At 23.2% G+C, this 19,701-nt stretch carries 14 protein-coding genes; 9 read left to right on the forward strand and 5 right to left on the reverse strand.

All coding sequences use genetic code 11. From position 1 onward, the window contains the following. Positions 1-134: 134 nt before the first annotated feature. Complete coding sequence (bioB, locus tag D9V76_RS01495) at positions 135-1,163, reverse strand: biotin synthase BioB (RefSeq protein ID WP_158337134.1); 1,029 nt, start codon at positions 1,161-1,163, stop codon at positions 135-137. A gap of 79 nt (positions 1,164-1,242) precedes the next feature. Here bioB and bioA point away from each other — a divergent pair, with 79 nt between their 5' ends. Next, on the forward strand, positions 1,243-2,541 hold the full coding sequence (gene bioA / locus D9V76_RS01500) for an adenosylmethionine--8-amino-7-oxononanoate transaminase (RefSeq protein ID WP_158337136.1): 1,299 nt from the start codon (positions 1,243-1,245) through the stop codon (positions 2,539-2,541). A gap of 33 nt (positions 2,542-2,574) precedes the next feature. Here bioA and pgl read toward each other — a convergent pair whose 3' ends face one another. Together pgl and mfd are read right to left on the reverse strand one after the other, a co-directional pair. After that, a complete protein-coding gene (gene pgl, locus D9V76_RS01505; RefSeq protein WP_158337138.1) occupies positions 2,575-3,576 on the reverse strand; it encodes a 6-phosphogluconolactonase in 1,002 nt (333 codons plus the stop codon). A 62-nt stretch (positions 3,577-3,638) separates the two neighbouring features. After that, the gene (gene mfd / locus D9V76_RS01510; RefSeq protein WP_172599429.1) at positions 3,639-7,058 is read right to left on the reverse strand and encodes a transcription-repair coupling factor; all 3,420 of its coding nucleotides are present in this window, start codon (positions 7,056-7,058) and stop codon (positions 3,639-3,641) included. Positions 7,059-7,317: 259 nt separating this feature from the next. Here mfd and D9V76_RS01515 point away from each other — a divergent pair, with 259 nt between their 5' ends. The 4 genes from D9V76_RS01515 (at position 7,318) to gap (ending at position 11,543) form a co-directional block, all read left to right on the forward strand. Next, the gene (locus D9V76_RS01515) at positions 7,318-8,517 is read left to right on the forward strand and encodes an ABC transporter permease (protein ID WP_158337140.1); all 1,200 of its coding nucleotides are present in this window, start codon (positions 7,318-7,320) and stop codon (positions 8,515-8,517) included. Then, positions 8,510-9,199: a lipoprotein-releasing ABC transporter ATP-binding protein LolD gene (gene lolD, locus D9V76_RS01520; RefSeq protein ID WP_158337142.1), complete on the forward strand. Its 690-nt coding sequence runs from the start codon at positions 8,510-8,512 to the stop codon at positions 9,197-9,199. Before D9V76_RS01515 ends, lolD begins: the two co-directional genes overlap by 8 nt. Before the next feature lie 18 nt (positions 9,200-9,217). Next, complete coding sequence (locus D9V76_RS01525) at positions 9,218-10,459, forward strand: FtsX-like permease family protein (RefSeq protein WP_158337144.1); 1,242 nt, start codon at positions 9,218-9,220, stop codon at positions 10,457-10,459. Positions 10,460-10,538: 79 nt separating this feature from the next. Next, complete coding sequence (gene gap, locus D9V76_RS01530; RefSeq protein ID WP_158337146.1) at positions 10,539-11,543, forward strand: type I glyceraldehyde-3-phosphate dehydrogenase; 1,005 nt, start codon at positions 10,539-10,541, stop codon at positions 11,541-11,543. Between the two features lie 158 nt (positions 11,544-11,701). Here gap and queF read toward each other — a convergent pair whose 3' ends face one another. Then, positions 11,702-12,490, reverse strand: a complete 789-nt coding sequence (gene queF, locus D9V76_RS01535) for an NADPH-dependent 7-cyano-7-deazaguanine reductase QueF (protein WP_158337148.1) — start codon at positions 12,488-12,490, stop codon at positions 11,702-11,704. A 93-nt stretch (positions 12,491-12,583) separates the two neighbouring features. Beyond that, positions 12,584-13,096 (reverse strand): flavodoxin FldA, encoded by a 513-nt coding sequence (fldA, locus tag D9V76_RS01540; RefSeq protein ID WP_158337150.1) that lies wholly within the window; start codon positions 13,094-13,096, stop codon positions 12,584-12,586. Positions 13,097-13,451: 355 nt separating this feature from the next. Here fldA and phrB point away from each other — a divergent pair, with 355 nt between their 5' ends. The 4 genes from phrB to sucB all read left to right on the forward strand — a co-directional run bounded on the left by phrB (position 13,452) and on the right by sucB (position 19,701). Next, positions 13,452-14,894: a deoxyribodipyrimidine photo-lyase gene (gene phrB, locus D9V76_RS01545; protein ID WP_158337152.1), complete on the forward strand. Its 1,443-nt coding sequence runs from the start codon at positions 13,452-13,454 to the stop codon at positions 14,892-14,894. A 4-nt stretch (positions 14,895-14,898) separates the two neighbouring features. Continuing rightward, positions 14,899-15,642 (forward strand): Nif3-like dinuclear metal center hexameric protein, encoded by a 744-nt coding sequence (locus D9V76_RS01550; protein ID WP_158337155.1) that lies wholly within the window; start codon positions 14,899-14,901, stop codon positions 15,640-15,642. 83 nt (positions 15,643-15,725) lie between these two features. Next, positions 15,726-18,494 (forward strand): 2-oxoglutarate dehydrogenase E1 component, encoded by a 2,769-nt coding sequence (locus D9V76_RS01555; protein ID WP_158337157.1) that lies wholly within the window; start codon positions 15,726-15,728, stop codon positions 18,492-18,494. A 16-nt stretch (positions 18,495-18,510) separates the two neighbouring features. Next, positions 18,511-19,701: a dihydrolipoyllysine-residue succinyltransferase gene (sucB, locus tag D9V76_RS01560; RefSeq protein ID WP_158337159.1), complete on the forward strand. Its 1,191-nt coding sequence runs from the start codon at positions 18,511-18,513 to the stop codon at positions 19,699-19,701.

Raw genomic sequence — 19,701 nt, forward strand, 5'->3', positions numbered from 1 at the left:
CACAGTTTATTCTATGTATTTAACTAATTTATTAATACAAAAGAATATAATGGTTGGTTACTCAAATTAAAAAAAAATTATTTTTTTAAAATAAATACAAATATTTCTTAAAAAATATTTTTATATTTATTTTACTATATTGCTGCATTATAGTATTTTTCTTTACTTAAATTAGATATTTTTAAATTTTCATAATTTTTATTTTCTTCAGTAATACTTTTTGTTTTATAATCAGGAAAAAGATTTAATTTTTGAAAAAGTTTTTGATCTTTTTCTTCTTTTGGATTGCTTGAAGTTAATAATTTACATCCATAAAAAATAGAATTTGCTCCTGCCATAAAACACATAGCTTGAGTCTGATCATTCATATTTTCACGACCTGCAGATAATCGAATATAAGATTTTGGCATCATAATTCTTGTGGCAGCAACTACTCTAATAAACTCAAATGGATCTACATTTTCGTTTTTTTCCATGGGTGTTCCTGGTATTTTTACTAACATATTTATTGGCACACTTTCTGGTTGAATAGATAAGTTAGATAATTCCATTAGAAGTTCCATACGATCTTGTTTTTTTTCTCCAAGACCAATAATTCCTCCAGAACAAATTTTCATACCTGAATTTCGAACTTTTTTTAAGGTATTTAAACGTTCTTCATATGTACGAGTTGTTATAATACTGCTATAAAAGTTAGAAGATGTATCTAAATTATGATTATAGAAATCTAAACCTGCACTAGCTAATTTTTTTGCTTGAGAATTATTTAATGTTCCTAAAGTCATACAGGTTTCCATTCCCATTTTTTTTACTTCTTTGATAATTTTTTCTAAATATGGCATGTCTTTTTCTTTAGGATTTTTCCATGCAGCGCCCATGCAAAATCGAGTTGAACCTGAAGATTTAGCTTTTTTTGCAGCTTTTAAAATTTGTTCTATTTCTAATAATGGTTCTTTTTTTAAACCAGTTTTATATCTCGAACTTTGTGGACAATACTTGCAATCTTCTGGACATGCACCGGTTTTGATTGATAGTAATGTGCTAATTTGTATTTTATTAGGATCAAAATGTTCACGGTGTTTTTTTTGAGCTTCGAATATAAGATCAAAAAAAGGTTTTTCAAAAATTTTTTTTGTATCTTCTAGATTCCATTTTCGATTCATATAATCTCCAAAAAAAATATGATTTTATTTAAGTAAGGGTTTATAATAACTTATTTAACATTTTTATATATAAATCATAATGAGTCAATCTGATATATTTTTTGATCATAAACATATTTGGCATCCATATTCTTCTATAGTAAACCCTCTTCCATGTTATTCTGTAATATCAGCAAAAGGTGTTTATTTAAAATTAAAAAATGGAAAAAATATAATTGATGGTATGTCTTCATGGTGGTCTACCATACACGGTTACAATCATCCTACATTAAATAGATCTTTAAAAAAACAAATTAGAAAAATGTCTCATGTAATGTTCGGAGGTATTACTCATCCTTCTGCAATTCTACTTTGTAGAAAACTAATCAAATTAACTCCAAAAAAATTAGATTGTGTTTTTCTTTCTGATTCTGGATCGATAGCTATTGAAGTCGCGATAAAAATGTTAATACAATATTGGGAAGCTTTAGGCCAAGAAAGAACACAAATTCTAACAATTAGAAATGGATATCATGGCGATACTTTTGCAGCTATGTCTATTTCTGATCCCGATAATTCTATGCATAGAATATATAATAAATTTTTACCAAGAAATTTATTTGCAGAAAAACCTACTTCTTCTTTCCATAAAGAATGGAATTCTATTGATATTCAATCTTTTAAAAAAATAGTAGAAAAAAAATCAAAAAAAATAGCTGGTGTGCTATTAGAACCTATTGTACAAGGTGTAGGAGGAATGAATTTTTATCATCCTACATATCTAAAGGAAATAAAAAAAATATGTAAAAATTATTCTATTCCATTAGTTTTTGATGAAATTGCAACGGGGTTTGGCCGTACTGGAAAATTTTTTGCTTTTCAACATGCCAATGTTATACCAGATATACTATGTTTAGGTAAAGCCATGACGGGTGGTACAATAACATTGGCTGCCACTTTAACTTCACGAAATATTGCAGATACAATTAGTACAAGCAAGGTACGTTGTTTTATGCATGGCCCTACTTATATGGGTAATCCATTAGCATGTGCTGCAGCTAATGCTAATATAAAAATATTAGAAGAGAATACATGGAAAAAACAAGTCATTAATATTGAAAAAGAACTTTGTCAAAATTTATTACCATTAATTCATCATCCAAGAGTGGTAGATGTTCGTGTATTAGGCGCTATTGGGGTAGTTGAATGTTTACATTTTGTCAATATGGCCCTTATACAAAAATTTTTTGTAAAAAATGGTGTTTGGATTCGACCTTTTAAAAAAACAATTTATATTGTACCACCTTATATCATAAGTGTAGAATGTTTAAAAAAACTTATTAATGTTATTAAAAAGTCTTTAGATGATGATACTTTATTTGATATAAAAAATATTTAATTTATATATTTAAAATGTATTTTATTTAGTAATTTAAATTACAAGCGAAGTTATCCATAAAGGACCTTCACCTGTTTTATATTGATTTACTTTGTTTAATTCACCTGTTTTTTGACAAATTCTATATAAACTTAACTTATTAGATTTTTGACCAACAACGATTAAATAACTATTGTTACTATCAATACAAAATGAACGAGGTTGTTCCTCTGTATCGTATTTTTTAAAAAAAACAACAGTATTATCATTTTTATTAATATGAAATAATGAAATACTATTAAGAAATCTATCAGATACATACAAAAAATTACCGCACATAGTTATGTGAATATCAGAAGACCAATATTTTTTTTCCATTAAATTATTTGATAATTTTGTATTTTGTATGTTTTTCACCTTTAATATATTGTTTTCTTTGTATATTTTCCATACATCAACAGTACCGTTCAATTCATTAATAGTATAAGAAAAATTTTGGTTTGGATGAAATACAATATGACGTGGTCCTGATTTTGTTTGAGAATAAACTAATTTTTGCTCTGTGCTTTTTAGTATACCAAAATCTGTTAAATAATATAAATAAATACAATCATTTTTTAATGAAGTAACAAATAAAGCATTATATTTATTATTGAACTTAGAAGCATGACAACCTTCAATATTATGAACAATTTGTATTGGATTTTTAGGAACTCCATTTTTATCTAATGGACTTACGCTTATACAATTAGCATGATATGAGCTGCAGAATAAAAATTTTTTACTGCCATCAAAAGAAATATAGTTAGGAGTACCAGGAATAATACCTTCTCCTTTTTTTTCAAGTAAACCATTTTTATCTATACAATAAGTAATAATACGATTGTTAGGACGAACTCCAGCATATAATAATTTTTTATTTTTTATAATTGAAATTGGTTGTACTTGACCATTAGTTTGAACTTTTTGTATTAATTCCATATCTCCATTATTATATAAATTCCATACTTCTATATTTTCACTTATTGCATTAGCAATATAAATAATTTGTTTCATATATTTTCCTCAATATTTTTTATACAGTGATTTATAAAAAAAATTTTAAGAACAATTTTAATTCATTTGAATTTTATAATTTTTTTATTTAAATTTTTCAAAAAATTTTTAATCCATTTAAGACGTTTATAATTATCTTTAAAATCATGAAAAAAGTTTAATTTTGTTGAATTTTCCATTTTCCAAAGATCAGGTTCTTTTTTAAATAATTTTAATAAATATTCTGTATTAATAAAATTATGTTTATCAAATTCTATAATTCCTATTTTGTTATTAGATTTAATTCGTAAAATACCGATTTCTTCTGTTAAGAATCTAATTTTAGAAATTAAAATTAAATTTTTTGCAGGAATAGGTAATTTTCCAAATTGATCTACTAACTCAAATTTAATTTTTTCTATATCGTTTTTATTTTTAGAATTTGCAATTTTTTTATAATAAAATAATCGTTTATTCACATCAAAAATATAATTTGAGGGGAATAAAGAAGGTGCATAAAGTTCAATATCTGATTTTTTTACTAATTCTTCTAATGAAGATCTTTCTCCACCATTTTTCAAAATCTTTATTGCCTTCTTTAACAATTTTAGATATAAAGAAAAACCAATGTTCTGTATATGACCACTTTGTTCCTTACCTAACAATTCACCTATTCCTCTAATTTCTAAATCTTCATTGGATAAAGTAAATCCACCTCCAAAATTATTTACTGATGAAATAGCATCTAATCTTTTTTTTGCCTCTGATGTAATTTTTTTTAAATTGTTAACAAGAAAAAAAGCATATGCTTGATCATTTGATCTTCCGATTCTCCCTCTAAGTTGATGAAGTTGAGATAATCCAAAACAATCTGAATTTTCTATAATAATTGTATTGGCTTTTGGTATATCAATACCACTTTCAATAATAGTTGTACAAACTAAAACATTAAAACGATGATGATAAAATCCGTTCATTATATTTTTTAATTCGGTATTTTTCATTTTACCATGACCTATTTTAATGTTTGCTTCAGGAATTAAATTTGATAATTTTCTAGCTATATTATTGATATTTTTAACTTTATTATAAATATAATATACTTGTCCACCTCGCGATATTTCACGTAAAATTGCTTCTTTTACTAAAATAGGATTATATTCTTCTATAAAAGTTTTTATTTCTAATCTTTCTTTAGGTGGTTGTGATATAATAGATAGATCTTTTATACCTGTCATAGCCATATTTAAGGTACGAGGTATAGGTGTAGCTGTTAAAGTTAATATATCAATATTAGAATATTTTTTTTTTATAATTTCTTTGTGATATACACCAAATCGGTGTTCTTCATCAATAACAAGTAAACCAAGATTATACCAATTTATATTTTTTAATAAAATTTTGTGTGTTCCTATTAATATTTTAATATCTCCATTTTTAATTTTTTTTAAAATATTTTCTTGTTCTTTTTCATTTCTAAATCGAGTTAAAATATCAACTTTGACAGACCAATTGTAAAAACGTTTTTTAAAATTATCAAAATGTTGTTGTGCTAACAAAGTAGTTGGTACTAACACAACAACCTGTTTATTATTTAATACAGATATGAAAGCAGCTCTTATTGCTACTTCAGTTTTACCAAACCCCACGTCTCCACAAATTAATCTATCCATTGGAATAGACTTTTTCATATCATTCAATACACATTTTATCGCTTCATCTTGATCTAATGTAGTTTTAAATGGAAATTCTTTGCAAAAAAGTTCGTATTTCTTGGTATCTATTTGAAATGAAAATCCATCTTGAGATGATCTCTGTGCATAGATGTCTAATAAAAATGCTGCATGATCGTAAATATTTTTATTGATTTTCTTTTTTTCTTTATTCCAACTATCACCACCTAATTTATGAAGTGGTACATTTTCTTCTAGAATTCCAACATAGGGAGAAATGAGATATAAATGAGAAATAGGAATATACAATTTATCTTCTTCTGCATATAAAATAATTAAATATTCAGATTCAATACTAGCTGTTTTTATCTTAGTTAATCCCTGATATCGTCCAATACCATGTTCAATATGTATGATTGGATCATTTAATTTTAATTGATTTAAATGATTCTTTTTTTTTTGAAAAATATTTTTTTTAATTAATGTTAGAGGTTTTTTTTGATTAAATTTTGGAAATATTTTATTGATAGGAACAAACAAAAAATTATTTTTTACATTTATAAATCCATTGTATAAATTCCCTATTATATAAAAATAATTAAATTTTTGCTTAAAATCAGTGATATTTTTTACATATTTCGGATAAATGTTTTTAGATGCTAAAATTTTTAAAAATGTTTTGATACATTCCTCTTGTGTTAAAGAAAAAATTATTTTTCCTGAGAAATGTTTTAAAAAAGAAAATATTTCATCAGTGTTATTGTTTAGAAAAAATTCAGGTAATTTTTTATAATTATTTTTAATAAAACCCTTAGTATCTCTATTTTTACTAAGTAAAATTCGGACAGAAGAATATTTTTTTAAAAAAAACGACAATTCTTTAGTGGTGATCCACATTTTTTCTGGTTTGATTATTAAATCAAAACATTTTTTTTGTAAAATATTGTATCTTTCCGTGATTTTTTTCCAAAATTCATTAGATTTTTTTTGATATTGATCTTGATAAATAATTAAGGTGTTTTTAGATAAATAATCAAATAATGTTGACAATGGATCTACAAAAAATAATGGTTGTAAATACTCCATACTAAAAAAATTTTTTTTATCAAAAACATTTTTATAGAAATTATTAAATTCCATGATTTTAGAAAAAATTTGGTTATAATTTTTTCTAAAAATATCAATTCCATCTTGATGTATTGGAAATTCATTTTTTGGCATAATGACAATTGATTTTTTTTCTTTAAAAGTTAGCTGATTATTTATATTAAAAAGTTTTAAATTAAAAACTTTATTTTCTGTAAAATAAATTCTATATGGTGAAATTGTACCAACAGGGTAAATATCAACTAACGATTTTTTTATACTAAAATCACCAATCTCTTTTACTTCATTTTTTTTATGATATCCAATGTTTTCTAACTTAGAAATTAAATTTTTAAATTCAAAAAAATTATCTTTTTTAATTAAGAAAGATTCTCTATAAATATATTTATAAGGGCATATTTTTTGTAAAAGAGTTTGAATTGCAACAATTAATAAACCTTTTTTTATTTTGGATAAATGATATAAAATAGAAATACGAGAAGAAATAATCTTTTTGTCAGGAGAAATGTGATCATATGGCAATATTTGCCAATCTGGAAAAACCATTACTTGTCTATCTGTAAATTGTTTTGTTAATTTTTCCAATTGCAAGGTATCTTTTATATTAGATGTAATTAATACAACTAAGTCTGGATGATTTTCAATAATAGAAGCACATTCAAATGGAATTATTGATGAAATCAATTCATCTGATATATATATTTTTTTATTTTTTTTTATCATATATTATTTATCTAACTAGATATTTTATAAAATTTTTAAAAATAGATTAAACATATTATCAAAAAAAATATCTTTTTCTTAATAACATAGAAATAAATAATAATTTATTTATAAATATGTTTATATATATTTTTTAAAATTTTTTATTAAATATGTTAATATATAATTAAAAACACTAATTATGAAGTTAACATAAAAAAAACTATTTTTTTAATTAAATTTATTAAAAAAAAATTATTAACTATTAAAGATATTATAAATGTATAAGCCTATATATATATTTATTGGTTTACGTTATCTATGGAATCCTCATTTACCAAATTTTAAAAAAATTATTACTATTTTATCAATTTTAGGAATAAGCATTGGTATATCTTCAACTATTGTTACCATATCTATAATTAATGGATTTCAAAATAAATTTAAAAATGAAATTTTATCTTTTATTCCTCATATAATTATTACTAATAAAAATCGTAATGTTAATAAATTAGATTTTCCTAAAGAAATTCTAAAGTTAAAAAATGTTAAAAAAATTACTAATTTTATTAGTAAAAAAGTAATTATTGAAGATAAAAAAGAAATAAATATAGGAGAGATAATTGGTATTAAAACAAAGAATAAAAAAATTTTGGAGAATTATAATATAAAAAATGTTTTATATACTCTTAATTCAAGAGAATACCATGCAATTATAGGAAAAGAACTAGCTAAAAAACTACATGTTAATATCAATGATAAAATTAAATTAATTGTTTTACCTACTAGTAAAAAAAAATTTTTGAAAAATCGTCTTAATATACAATTATTTAAAATAACTGGTGTATTCTCAACTAACAATGAAATTGATGAATATCAAATATTAATTAATGAAAAAAATGCTTTAAATTTTTTAAATTATGACCAAAGTAGTGTCACTGGTTGGAGAATATGGTTGAAAGATCCATTTACTCTGGATATTCAAAAAATAAAAAAATTAAATAAAAATTTCATTGTATTAGATTGGAAAATGAAAAAAGGTGAATTATTTAAAGCAATGCAAATTGAAAATTACATCATGTTATTTTTTTTTATTTTAATTTTATTGGTAGCGGGTTTTAACATAGTTATATCGTTAACTATTCATGTACTAGATAAAAAAAATAATATTTCAGTTTTTCAATCTCAAGGCTTACCTCGTTATAAAATAATGTTAATATTCATTGTCTTAGGATCAAGTATTTCTATAATCGGAAACTTGTTTGGTACCATAATTAGTATTATATTAATTTTTCAAAAAGATTTTTTAAATTTTTTAATTAATATTTTTTTTATCGATATTAAAATTCCTATAAAGATTATCCCTATTCAAATTTTTATAATAAATATTACATCTATATTTCTTACAATTTTATCAACGCTATATCCAATTTGGTATGCTATTAAATCCATGCCATCTAGAATCTTATCTGATGAATAAAAATATAGTTTTACAATGTATTAATTTAACAAAATCTTTTTACAAAAAAAAAGAAGAAATAAAAATTTTAAATAAAATATCATTAAAAATTCACAAAGGCGATATAGTATTTATAACTGGAAAATCTGGTTCTGGAAAAAGTACTCTTTTACACTTATTAAGTGGATTAGATACACCTACTTCTGGAAGTATATTATTCGAAGGCATTTTGTTAAATTCTATGTCATCTAACGAAATAGCTAAGTTAAGAAATTTAAAATTAGGATTTATTTTTCAGTTTCATCATTTACTTTTAGATTTTAATGTTCTTGAAAATGTTGCCATGCCATCATTAATCAGCAGAAAAAGTATCAAAGAATCAAAAGAAAAATCATATGAAATATTAAAAAAAGTCAATTTAGAAAAAAAAATAAATAAATATCCTTCTGAATTATCTGGTGGTGAAAGACAACGTGTAGCCATCGCTCGAGCTTTAATAAATCAACCTTCTTTAATAATAGCAGACGAACCAACAAGTAATTTAGATGAAAATAATGCAAAAATCGTTTTTGATTTAATATTTAAGTTAAATAGAAGTTTAGATACTTCTTTTGTCATTGTAAGTCATGATTTTCGTTTTATAAAAAAAGAATTTATTTTATTTGAAATGAAAAATGGTCAATTATTTAACAATAAAAATTAACATGAAAAGATATATTAAATGAATGTTTTACCTTTTTTAGTCTCAAAACGATTGTATCATCGAAATAATAAAAATCATGCAGTATTATTAATTTCTATTTTATCTAAAATAGGAATTTCTATCAGTATATTCACATTAATTTTAAGTTTTAGTGCTCTAAACGGTTTTCAAATATTAATGAAAAAAAATATTTTATCAGCTCTACCACATGGAATTATTGAACTAACAGATAAATCATTACTTACTTGGAAAGATATTACAAAAAAATTAACGTCACTACCAGAAGTTATCTATTCTGAACCATATATTTTAATGAATAGTGTTTTATTAAAAAATGACCAAATGAAATTTATTAACATTAAAAGTTTTAAAAATATAAAATATATAAAAAAATATTTTTCTTTTCAAAAAAAAATATATAATTTTTCTAAATTAAAAAAAATCTATAATAACGAAATCATTCTTTCTTCCGACTTAGCAAAATATTTTTCTCTCAAAGAAGGAGATTCAATTAATTTAATTATTTTAAATAAATATATAAATTTTGATAAAAATAAAATACAAAATTTTTCTTTTAAAATTAAATCTATATTTCATTCTAATGGAATTTCTAATTCAAATATTGGATTAATACCTTTTCTTTTTTTTCAAAAATTTTTAAAAATAGAAAACAATATTAATAAAATTGAATTATATATGTCTGATCCATTTCAAGCAGATAAAATTATTCTCAAAATAGCTAAAAAAATAAAACAACCTCTTTTTTTTTATAGTTGGATGTATAGTTATAAATATATCTATCATGATATTCAAACAATTAAAACAATAATATATTTTACGTTATTTTTAATAATAATAATTTCATGTTTTAGTGTAGTATCTATTTCCTTAACATCTATATCTAAAAAAACAAAAGAAATTGCTATTTTAAGAAGTATAGGAGCCAATAATGTTCTTATTCAGCTAATTTTTTTTTACTATGGAATGCGTTTTATTATTATAGGAAATTTAATAGGTTTATTAACAGGAATTATAACAGTATTAAACTATAAAAAAATTATGTTTTTTTTAGAAAAAAATTTTGAAGAAAGTTGGTTATTAAAAAATGTTTATTATAAAAGTTTTTTATTATTAAAATTAAATTTGTTTGATTTAATTATTATTTTTATAAGTACTCTAATAATAGGAATTATTGCAAATTGGTATCCAATATATTATGCATCAAAAATTCATCCTAATAAAATATTAAAAGAATATTAAAATTGTTTCTTTTGAAAAATATTTTTTTATAAAAAAGAAGATATTGATTATAAATAATTTACAAAAAAATGGTGAAACAATGACTATTAAAGTAGGTATTAATGGATTTGGTCGTATTGGACGTGTTTTATTCCGTCTAGCTCAGGAACGTAAAAACATTGAAGTTGTAGCGATCAATGATTTACTTGATCCTGAATATGTAGCCTATATGTTAAAATATGATTCAACTCATGGAATTTTTAAAAAAAATATTGAAGTTAAAGATAAAAATCTTATTGTTAACGGAAAAAAAATTAGAATTACCTCTATAAAAGATCCTGAAAAATTAATGTGGGATAAATTATCAATTGATGTAGTAATTGAATCTACCGGTCTCTTTTTAACAAAAGATACTGCTTATAAACATATTTTATCTGGTGCAAAAAAAGTTGTTATCACTGGACCATCAAAAGATGGTGTTCCAATGTTTGTTAGAGGTGCTAATTTTGATAAATATAAAGGAGAAAAAATTGTATCTAATGCTTCTTGTACAACTAATTGTCTAGCTCCTTTATCAAAAATAATAGACGATCATTTTGGTATTGTTGAAGGACTAATGACTACTGTACATGCCAGTACGGCCACTCAAAAAATTGTTGATAGCGCTTCTAATAAAGATTGGAGAGGAGGTCGAGGAGCTTTACAAAACATTATTCCTTCTTCTACAGGTGCAGCTATTGCTGTAGGAAAAGTTTTACCACATTTAAATGGTAAATTAACAGGAATAGCTTTTCGAGTTCCCACTTCAAATGTCTCTGTGGTTGATTTAACAGTACGCCATAAAAAATCAGCGACATACAATGAAATTTGTGAAGTTATTAAAAATGCTTCTGAAAATAAAATGAAAGGAATTTTAGGATATACTGAAGATGAAGTTGTATCAACAGATTTTAATGGTAACGAATTAACTTCTATTTTTGATGCTAAAGCTGGTTTGTCTCTAAATAAAAATTTTTCTAAATTAATTTCCTGGTATGATAACGAAACAGGTTATTCTAGTAAGGTACTAGATTTGGTCACATTAGTTGCTTTAAAAGAAATATAAAATATAATTATTTCTATAAAAAGCATATTTTTTTATATATGAAGTGTTTTAAATAAATAAGATGATTTTATATATTAAGATGTATCTTATTTTTTTTGATATGGCAGTATTAAGTATAATCTTAATACTGCTTTTTTTAAAATTTTTTTTTTAACTTTTTATTGTCTAGCTAATCTAATAAGAGAAGGTGAAAAAATATCATTGCTACGCCATGGATTGATATCAATTCCACCTCTTCGAGTATATCTTGCATATAAACTTAATTTTTTAGGTTTACAAATATTATTAATATCATTAAAAATTCTTTCAATACATTCTTCATGAAATTCGTTATGAGAACGAAAAGAAATCAAATAACGTAATAGTGAATCGTGCTTAATTGACAATCCAGTATATTTAATATATATTGATGCCCAATCAGGTTGTCGGGTAGCAGGACAATTAGATTTAAATAAATGAGTATATAAATCTTCTTTGATTATTTTTCTTTCAGAATTAATCATAAGTAATGATGGTTCATATTTATATGATTCTATTTTAATGTTTTGATTATCTATACAAATACCATGAAAATCTATGATTTTTTGATTTTTAATTTCATCTAAACTGAAAAGTTTAACAGAAATTTTTCCGCATACACATCTAGTAAGATCATCAATTAAAATTTTAATAAAATCAGCATCACTATTAAATTTTATTTGATTAAAACTATTTATATAAATTTTAAAACTTTTAGATTCGACAATGTTAGTGCTATTTATATCAACTTCTATTTTAGCTATGGCAATTTTCGGCAAACCATTTTTATTTAACCAAGATAGTTCGTATAAAGTCCAAATATCTTTGCCTACAAAAGGAAGATTAATATAATTTAGTTTAATTTTTTTTCGATGTTGTTTTCTAGGTATAGATTTTAGAAAATTAAAATTATTTATTTTAAAACTCATATTTTTTCTTTAATTTATAGTTATATATAATCATATTGCATATAAAATTTATTTTTTAAATTAATATATTTTTTTATGACAATATCATATTTTTTATACGTGAAAATTAGGAAGAATGTTTTTTATCCATGTTTTTATTCTTTCTTCTGTTTTTTCTGGTTGCCGATCTTCGTCTAAAGCTAATCCTACAAAATAATCTTTATTTAAAAGAGCTTTAGAAGATTCAAAATTATATTCAATTGTAGGCCATTTCCCAACTATTTTAGCATTATTTTTTTTTAAAACTTTATGTATTAAACCTAATGCATCACAAAAATATTCCGCATAATCTTCCTGATCACCACATCCAAATAATGCTATAGTTTTATTCAAAAAATTTATTTTTTTTAAAGTAGGTAAAAAATCATCCCAATCGCATTGTATTTCGCCATAATACCAAGTAGGAACCCCTAATATTAGATAATCAAAAATTTCAATATCTTTTTTAGAAGCATTGCTGATATCATGTAATATAGAAATATTACTACCGATTTCTTTATGAATTAATTTTGCTGATTTTTCTGTATTTCCAGTATCACTTCCAAAAAAAATACCTATTTTTTTCATATTTTACGCCTATGCATCGAAATATATTTCTTTTTTATAAGTAAGAAAATATTTGAAGATTTTTTTATTTAAAAATATTTTTTTAAAAAAATACATGAAAAATATAAATCTAAAAAATTTATAATTATTTTTGTTATCTTAGTAGAATAAATGTATTCTAATAGCTGATTTATAAGTTATATCTATTAATAGATTAATTCATAACAAAATTTTTTAATAGTTTTTTTGTTAAAACTATAAAAATAAAAATATTTTTTTTTAATTTAATTTTTAAAAAAAATTTAATTTAAAAAAAAACAAACAAAAAGTGTAACATATATTTTTTAAAAAAATACAAATATATTAAAAAAAAATCATGAAAAAAAATTTAATTTGGTTTCGAAACGATCTTCGTCTATATGATAATACTGCATTACATAACGCTTGTATGTTTGATATGGATAAAGTTATTGGTTTATTTATTTCTACTCCACAACAATGGAAAGATCATTTTTTTTCTTCTAAAAAAATATCATTTATCTACCAAAATTTAATTAGTTTACAAAAAGAATTATTTAAATTAAATATTATTCTACATCATCATGAATGTCCTAATTTTTTAACTTCAATAGATTATTTAATTCATTTCTGTAAAAAAAATAAAATAAATAGTTTGTTTTATAATTATCAATATGAAATAAATGAACGAAATCGTGATTATCTAGTAAAAAAAAAATTATCTCGAAAAGGTATTGTTGTAAAAGGATTTCACGATAGTCTCTTGATTTCTATTGATAGAATAAAAAATACAAACAATAAAACATATAAAATTTTTTCTTTTTTCAAAAAAAAAGTAATATATAATTTATCAAAAAAAATCCCTGAATGTTTTCCTATTCCAATAAAAAGAAGATTTTATCCTAATTTTTCATTACTAAAATTATTTTCAGATAACTTGGTTGTTAATTTTGATCAAAAAGTTTTTCCTATTGGAGAAAAACAAGCCATTAATAGACTAAAAAATTTTTGTGTCGATAAAATAGAAGGATATTCTTTAAAAAAAAATTTTCCATTTTTAAACGCTACTAGTATGCTATCTCCCTATTTATCCTTAGGAATAATATCACCACGATATTGTTTAAAAATAATTTTAAAAAAATATAAAACAATACCATTAAATATTATTTTAAGTTCAGATTGGTTAAATGAAATAATATGGCGTGAATTTTATTATCATTTGTTAATTGGTTTTCCAATACTCAGCAAATCTAAATCATTAGTTATATGGGAAGAAAAAATTAATTGGACAAATAACATAAATTATTTTAACGCTTGGAAAAATGGAAATACAGGTTTTCCTATAGTAGACGCAGGGATGAGACAATTAAATCAAACAGGTTGGATGCATAATAGATTAAGAATGATTACGTCTAGTTTTCTAGTAAAAAATCTTTTAATTAATTGGAGAAAGGGTGAAAAATACTTTATGTCTAATCTAATTGACGGAGATTTTGCATTAAACAATGGCGGATGGCAATGGTCAGCTTCTACAGGGAGTGATTCTGTTCCGTATATACGTATTTTTAATCCTTTAAATCAATCAAAAAAATTTGATAAATCAGGTTTTTTTATACGTAAATATATTCCAGAATTAAATTGTGTACCAGACAATTATATCCATAACCCGTACGAGTGGTCAGTAAAAAATAACTGTAAAATAAACTATCCAGAACCAATTATAGACTATAAAAACAGTAAAAAAAAAGCATTATTAGTATACAATAAAGCTCAATTAGATTTTAAAAAAGAAAAGGTTTAACAATATGGACAATTTTTTATTAGAAAAAATCATTAATAAAAAATTATCAAGTGATGAATACAATGATGTTGTACCTAATGGGTTACAAATAGAAGGCGAAAAAACAATTAAAAAAATTATTACAGGTGTTACTGCTTGCCAAGACTTATTAGATAAAGCATTATCTTACCATTCTAATACTATAATAGTTCATCATGGCTATTTTTGGAAAAGAGAATCTCAGTATATTCATAACATGAAGAGAAAAAGATTAAAAACTATACTTTCTAATAATATTAATTTATACAGTTGGCACCTACCCTTAGATATTCATCCTACACTAGGCAATAATGCGCAAATAGCTAAAAAATTAAACATTTGTATTAAAGGTCATATTTTACCTTATTTATTATGGGGAATTTTAGAAGACAATATAAATGCTTTTGATTTTGCTAAAAAAATTGAAAAAAAATATAAAAAAAAGCCTATACATATATATGAAAATGCTCCATTGTATATTTCTCGTATAGCTTGGTGTAGTGGAAAAGGACAAAACTTTATAAAAAAAGCGTATAATTTTGGAATAGATGCTTTTTTAACAGGTGAAATTTCAGAAGAAACCATGCATATTGCTAAAGAACTAGGTGTTCATTTTTTTTCCATAGGACATCATGCCACAGAAAAAGATGGAATTAAATCTTTAGGTAAATGGTTAAATAATAAGTATGGTTTAGATGTAAAGTTTATTGATATTTATAATCCCGCATAATTTAAAAAAATTAAATTATAAAAATTTTACCTATTTTTAGATTTTCTATCTAAATAATTTAATAAAAAATTTAAATAAAAAATATGAAAAAAAATACACTAGAAAAATGGTTTAATTCTTCCTGGTTATCTAGTAGTAATCAGAGTTATATTCAAAAAATATATGAAAATTATTTAATAAATCCAAAATCTGTTGATGTTACATGGCACAATAAATTTTCAAATTTATCTAAAAAAGAAAAAGATATTTTAAGGGAGAAAAAATGTTTTTATAAAAATAATCATTTTAAAGAAATCAAAGTTGATAAACAAGATATCTTAGAAAAGAAAATAAATTATATTATTAATACTTTTCGAAAAAAAGGTTATAAAAAAGCTTTAATCGATCCTATTCAATTAAATGAACAAAAAAAATATAAATATTTAGAACCTTCTTTTTATGACTTTAATAAAGACGAATTAGAAACAACCGTTAAAGTGGATTTTAAAAATTCTTCTCAATATGAAATAAAAATTATAGATTTATATAAAGAATTAAATAATAAATATTGCGGTTCTATTGGATTTGAATATATGTACATCGAAAATTCATTTGAAAAAAAATGGATTACAAAAAATATAGAACTGTTTTTTAAAGAAAATTTATTTTTACAAAAAGAAAAAATAAGATTTTTAAAAGAAATTATTTATGGAGAAACTTTTGAAAAATACTTGGGGAAAAAATTTTCTGGTACAAAACGATTTTCTTTAGAAGGAGCAGAGGCATTAATTACTATTCTGCACGAAATAATTCGATATTCAAAAAAAAATAATATATCTGAAATTATCTTAGGTATGGCACATAGAGGTAGATTGAATGTATTAGTAAATGTATTAAACAAAAATCCAAAAATCTTATTTGATGAATTTTCTGGTATCAACATACCAAAAAAATATAGTGGCGATGTAAAATATCATATAGGTGGAATTACACAAATAAAAAATGAAAAAGAAAAAATAAATTTAAAATTAGCATATAATCCATCTCATTTAGAAATAGTCAATCCAGTTGTTTTAGGTATAGCACGAGCATCTATAGATCAATTAAAAATTTCTGAAAATAAAATTTTATCTATTAATATACATGGCGATGCTTCTATTATCGGACAAGGTGTAATTCAAGAAACATTAAATATGTCTCAAACAGAAGCTTATAAAGTAGGTGGCACTGTTCATATAGTAATTAATAATCAAATTGGATTTACTACATCTAATCCTAAAAATCTTCGTTCTAGCAGGTATTGTACTGATGTTGCTAAAATAATTCAATCACCTGTATTTCATGTCAATGCTGATGATATAGAAGCTTCTATTTTTGCAATTCAATTGGCCTTAAAATTCAAAAAGAAATTTAAAAAAGATGTTTTTGTAGATTTAGTTTGTTATAGAAGACATGGACATAATGAAGTAGATGATCCTTCTGTAACACAACCTCTTATGTATAAAAAAATCCGAAATCATCCTACTATAAGTGAAATATATTCTAACTTATTAATTTTTGAAAAATTAATTACATCTCATGATGTTGAAAAAATAGTAGAAAAATATACTAATAAACTAGTACAAGGAAAAGATATTTTCTCAAAAAATAACGATATAAAATTTCAATATGAAAATGAAAAGTTTTTTATAAAAAAACAAAAAGAAAACAAAAAATTAGATTTTTTTAATGTTAAAGATTTATTACATTCTATTAATACTATTCCTAATTCAATTGAAGTACATGATCGAGTTAAAAAAATTTATCAAGAAAGAATGGAGATGTCTGAAGGACGAAAATTTTTTGATTGGGGTACGGCTGAATTATTAGCTTACGCAACAATACTAAAGGAAGGAATTTCATGTCGTCTTTCAGGAGAAGATATAAGTAGAGGAACCTTTTTTCACCGTCATGCTTCTATTCATGATCAAAAAAACGATTCTATTTACATCCCTTTACAAAATATAGAAAAAAATCAAGGAAAATTTGAAATCTGGGATTCTGTTCTATCAGAAGAAGCAGTTTTAGCTTTTGAATATGGATATTCATTATTTCCATCAAATAATTTAACAATTTGGGAAGCACAATTTGGGGATTTTGCTAACGGTGCTCAAGTCGTTATAGATCAATTTATTAGTTCAAGTGAACAAAAGTGGAATATTAAATCTAATTTAGTTCTTTTTTTACCTCATGGATATGAAGGACAAGGACCTGAACATTCTTCTGCTAGACTTGAAAGATTTCTTCAACTATGTGCAGAAAACAATATGCAGGTATGTATACCTACTGTATCTTCACAAATATTCCATTTATTAAGACGTCAAATATTTAGTAATATTTATAAACCATTAATTATTTTAACTCCTAAATCACTTTTAAGAAATACTATGGCAGGATCTTCTTTAGAAGTTTTAATAAATGGAAACTTTAAAAATGTAATACATGAAACAAATAAAAATCAAAAAGAAGTAAGACGTCTAATTTTTTGTTCTGGTAAGATATATTATGATCTTTTAGAATATCGTAATAAATATAATATTAATAATATTGAATTAATTCGAATTGAGCAATTATATCCATTTCCTAAATATGAAATATTGAAAATATTAAAAATTTATTCTTATGTTCAAGATTTTATTTGGTGTCAAGAAGAACCACATAATCAGGGTGCGTGGTTCTATATTAAAGATTCTTTATGTACTCTTTTACCGCATAATACTCATTTAAATTATATTGGTCGTCCATCTGCCGCTTCACCTGCAGCCGGTCATATTTTAACACATAGGAAAGAACAAGAAAAAATAATATATAATGCATTTAATTTCTTAAAATAGTATAAAAGGATAAAAAATGAATAGAATAAACATTCTTGTTCCAGATCTACCTGAATCTGTTAATGATGCAGTTGTCGTAAAATGGCATAAAAAAATCGGAGAAAAAATTTCTTCTGAAGATAATATAGTTGATATTGAAACAGATAAAGTGATGCTAGAAGTTTCATCTCCATGTAATGGAGTATTAGATGTTGTTTTAGAAAAAGAAGGGGCGATTGTTAAATCAAATCAAATATTAGGAAAGATTATTGAATCTAAAAATATTGAAAATAAAACAAGACTGCAATCAGTAGAAAATAAAAAAAATTTTACAAAAAATAAGAATTTTAATATTCCTTTTAAAGAAAAAATATATAATTTCACACCTTCTATAAGACGTTTAGTAAGAATTAATAAAAATAACGAAATATTTAATGAATTAAGTTATATAAAAAATCAAAAAAATATTGAAAATAATATTGAAAAAAAATTAAAGAAACATTCTTTTTTTAATGCAAACGAAAACAAAATTTTTGAAAATAGAATAAAAATGACGCGACTACGTCAAAAAATTGCTGAAAGATTATTAGAAACTAAAAATAATACAGCAATGCTTACTACTTTTAATGAAGTAAACATGCAACCAATAATATCATTACGTAAAAAATATGGCGAATCTTTTGAAAAAGAACACGGTGTCCGTATCGGATTTATGTCTTTTTTTGTAAAAGCAGTAGTAGAAGCTTTAAGAAAATTTCCAGAAATAAATGCTTCTATCGATAAAACTGACATTGTTTATTATAAAAACTTTGACATTAGTATTGCTGTTTCTACTCCAAGAGGAGTAATAACACCAGTTTTAAGAAATGCAGATAATATGAGCATCGCTGATATAGAGAAAAAAATAAAAGACTTTTCCATTAAAAGTAGCGAAAATAAAATAAAATTAGAAGAATTAATCGGAGGAAATTTTACCATAACTAATGGTGGTGTTTTTGGTTCTTTAATGTCTACACCTATTATTAATCCTCCTCAAACTGCGATATTGGGAATGCATGTTATCAAAGAACGTCCTATGGCTATAAATGGAATAGTAAAAATTCTTCCTATGATGTATTTAGCATTATCTTATGATCATCGTTTAATAGATGGAAAAGAGTCTGTTGGTTTTTTAATAACTATAAAAAACATATTAGAAGATTTAAATCGCATTTTAATTAATATATAA

Source organism: Buchnera aphidicola (Rhopalosiphum padi), assembly GCF_005080845.1.
GTDB classification, from domain to species: Bacteria; Pseudomonadota; Gammaproteobacteria; order Enterobacterales; family Enterobacteriaceae; genus Buchnera; species Buchnera aphidicola_AO.

What these genes read in the sequence shown, in the direction of transcription:
- bioB (WP_158337134.1), bottom strand. Translation starts at nt 1,163, where the DNA reads ATGAATCGAAAATGGAATCTAGAAGATACAAAAAAAATTTTTGAAAAA.
- bioA (WP_158337136.1), top strand. Translation starts at nt 1,243, where the DNA reads ATGAGTCAATCTGATATATTTTTTGATCATAAACATATTTGGCATCCA.
- pgl (WP_158337138.1), bottom strand. Translation starts at nt 3,576, where the DNA reads ATGAAACAAATTATTTATATTGCTAATGCAATAAGTGAAAATATAGAA.
- mfd (WP_172599429.1), bottom strand. Translation starts at nt 7,058, where the DNA reads ATGATAAAAAAAAATAAAAAAATATATATATCAGATGAATTGATTTCA.
- D9V76_RS01515 (WP_158337140.1), top strand. Translation starts at nt 7,318, where the DNA reads ATGTATAAGCCTATATATATATTTATTGGTTTACGTTATCTATGGAAT.
- lolD (WP_158337142.1), top strand. Translation starts at nt 8,510, where the DNA reads ATGAATAAAAATATAGTTTTACAATGTATTAATTTAACAAAATCTTTT.
- D9V76_RS01525 (WP_158337144.1), top strand. Translation starts at nt 9,218, where the DNA reads ATGAATGTTTTACCTTTTTTAGTCTCAAAACGATTGTATCATCGAAAT.
- gap (WP_158337146.1), top strand. Translation starts at nt 10,539, where the DNA reads ATGACTATTAAAGTAGGTATTAATGGATTTGGTCGTATTGGACGTGTT.
- queF (WP_158337148.1), bottom strand. Translation starts at nt 12,490, where the DNA reads ATGAGTTTTAAAATAAATAATTTTAATTTTCTAAAATCTATACCTAGA.
- fldA (WP_158337150.1), bottom strand. Translation starts at nt 13,096, where the DNA reads ATGAAAAAAATAGGTATTTTTTTTGGAAGTGATACTGGAAATACAGAA.
- phrB (WP_158337152.1), top strand. Translation starts at nt 13,452, where the DNA reads ATGAAAAAAAATTTAATTTGGTTTCGAAACGATCTTCGTCTATATGAT.
- D9V76_RS01550 (WP_158337155.1), top strand. Translation starts at nt 14,899, where the DNA reads ATGGACAATTTTTTATTAGAAAAAATCATTAATAAAAAATTATCAAGT.
- D9V76_RS01555 (WP_158337157.1), top strand. Translation starts at nt 15,726, where the DNA reads ATGAAAAAAAATACACTAGAAAAATGGTTTAATTCTTCCTGGTTATCT.
- sucB (WP_158337159.1), top strand. Translation starts at nt 18,511, where the DNA reads ATGAATAGAATAAACATTCTTGTTCCAGATCTACCTGAATCTGTTAAT.